General features: G+C 68.9%; 2 protein-coding genes. One reads left to right on the forward strand and one right to left on the reverse strand.

The window, feature by feature from the left end; genetic code table 11:
• Positions 1-33: 33 nt before the first annotated feature.
• Positions 34-1,209, reverse strand: a complete 1,176-nt coding sequence (locus tag AB0435_RS34135) for an IS630 family transposase (protein WP_366428735.1) — start codon at positions 1,207-1,209, stop codon at positions 34-36.
• Between the two features lie 78 nt (positions 1,210-1,287).
• Here AB0435_RS34135 and AB0435_RS34140 point away from each other — a divergent pair, with 78 nt between their 5' ends.
• On the forward strand, positions 1,288-1,614 hold the full coding sequence (locus AB0435_RS34140; protein ID WP_366428736.1) for a hypothetical protein: 327 nt from the start codon (positions 1,288-1,290) through the stop codon (positions 1,612-1,614).
• The last annotated feature ends 63 nt before the right edge of the window (positions 1,615-1,677 follow it).

Here is a 1,677-nt window from a genome sequence, read left to right on the forward strand (position 1 = left end):
AGTGGTCTGCGTCGTAAATCCTTCGGGGGTTGATCATGCGGCTGGGGCGGCGGAGGATTCTTCTGGGTGATCGGCGGTGTGCCGGTCGAGTCTGGCCAGCAGATCGTCCAGGTCGGAGGTGGTGAACTTCCACTGGAACGGCTGTGCCGTGGCGTTGTAGCGGTCTTCGAAGGCTCGGAGCCGGTCCGCGACCTCGTTGAGGTCGGTGAAGTCGTTGGGTGTCACGACCTTGCGCTGCACGACGGAGAAGTAGATCTCCACCTGGTTTAACCAGGAGGCGTGGACGGGGGTGTGGACGAGGACCGCGTTCGGGTAGGCGGCTCTCAGCCGGTCGGCGGCCTTCTTGCCGCGGTGGGAGGAGCCGTTGTCCACGATCCAGAACACGCGTTTCGCGCTGGCGTAGGGCTCTTGGGTCATGACCTGGTCGACCAGGTTCATGAACGGGGCGATGCCGGTTTTCGGCTCGCAGCGGCCGAAGACCTTCGCGTGGTGGACGTCGTAGGCGGCCAGGTAGGCCAGCGCGCCGCCGCGGCCGTAGGTGTGGTTCACCCGCATCGCTCTGGCCTGCCCGGGGGCCAGGGTGGGGTGGCAGCGGCAGCGGGCCTGGATGGAGGTCTTCTCGTCCGCGCTGATCACGTACTCGTCCGCGCCGAGCCGCTCGCCGTCCCAGGTGCGGGCGTACAGATCGAGGACGCGCTCGGCCTTGGGGCGGAAGCCGGGGTCGGTGATGAAGATCCAGGACTGGTACTGCCAGGGCTTGAGCGCGTCCTGCCTGAGCCAGCGCCGCACCGTGGAGGCGGAGATCGCGCCGGCGATGGCGCGGCCGACGACCTCGCGGGCCAGCTCCCGGGCCGACCAGCGCGAGAGCGGTGTGCCGCTCTCGGCGGGCAGTTGGCAGGCCAGGGCCTTGACCTGGGCGGTTTGTAACGGTGTGAAGGCGGCCGGGCGCCCGGAGCGCTTGCGATCACCCAGGGCCGGCAGCCGGTGAGCGGCGAAACGGCCCCGCCAGCAGCGGACCGTGTCCAGGTGCAGCCCGGTCTCCCGGGCGATGCGGGCGTTGGAGCGGCCCCGGGCCGCGTGCAGGACAACCTGCGCGCGCTGACGGAGCCGGTACTCGGCCTTGTGGCCGTAGGCCATCTTCTTGAGCCGCTCGCGTTCCGAGGCGGTCAGGACTATCGGGCAGGCGAAGGCAACGGGCAAGGCAGGCATGCCGATCACGAGAAGTGGATCACGACAGACGACATCCTGCCGCGCGCCGGCCCCCAGTCCTGCGGCAGGATGTCGGCTGTGCCCACGCCCTCGGAACACACCCGGCTCCAGCTTGAGTTGTACCTGCAGATACACGCCGAAACGGCTTGGCCGCAGCTGGCCGGCCTGTATGTCCGCCACCGGGGCCAGTACGCCTACGTGGAAGGCGAACTGGCTGATGGCGAGCGCCTCAAGCTGATGCGTCTGCGCTACACCGGCACCGCGAGCCGGTGGGGCTTCGCCCTCCATGACCCCGCCAGCGACCGCTACCAGGACGCCCTCCTGCCCACCGGCAGCCACAGCGGCACCCCCGAGGACGCCCTCGACACCGCCTGCCACCTCCACCTCACCGCCCTCAACAGCTGAGTGCGAGCACGCCTACAAGCAGCACCGAAGTCAACCCCCGAAGGATTTACGACGCAGACCACT

This window comes from Streptomyces sp. NPDC051173, from assembly GCF_040689515.1.
In the GTDB taxonomy this organism is placed as follows: domain Bacteria; phylum Actinomycetota; class Actinomycetes; order Streptomycetales; family Streptomycetaceae; genus Streptomyces.

Coding starts and splice junctions, on each gene's coding strand:
- AB0435_RS34135 (WP_366428735.1), bottom strand. CDS start 1,209: ATGCCTGCCTTGCCCGTTGCCTTCGCCTGCCCGATAGTCCTGACCGCC.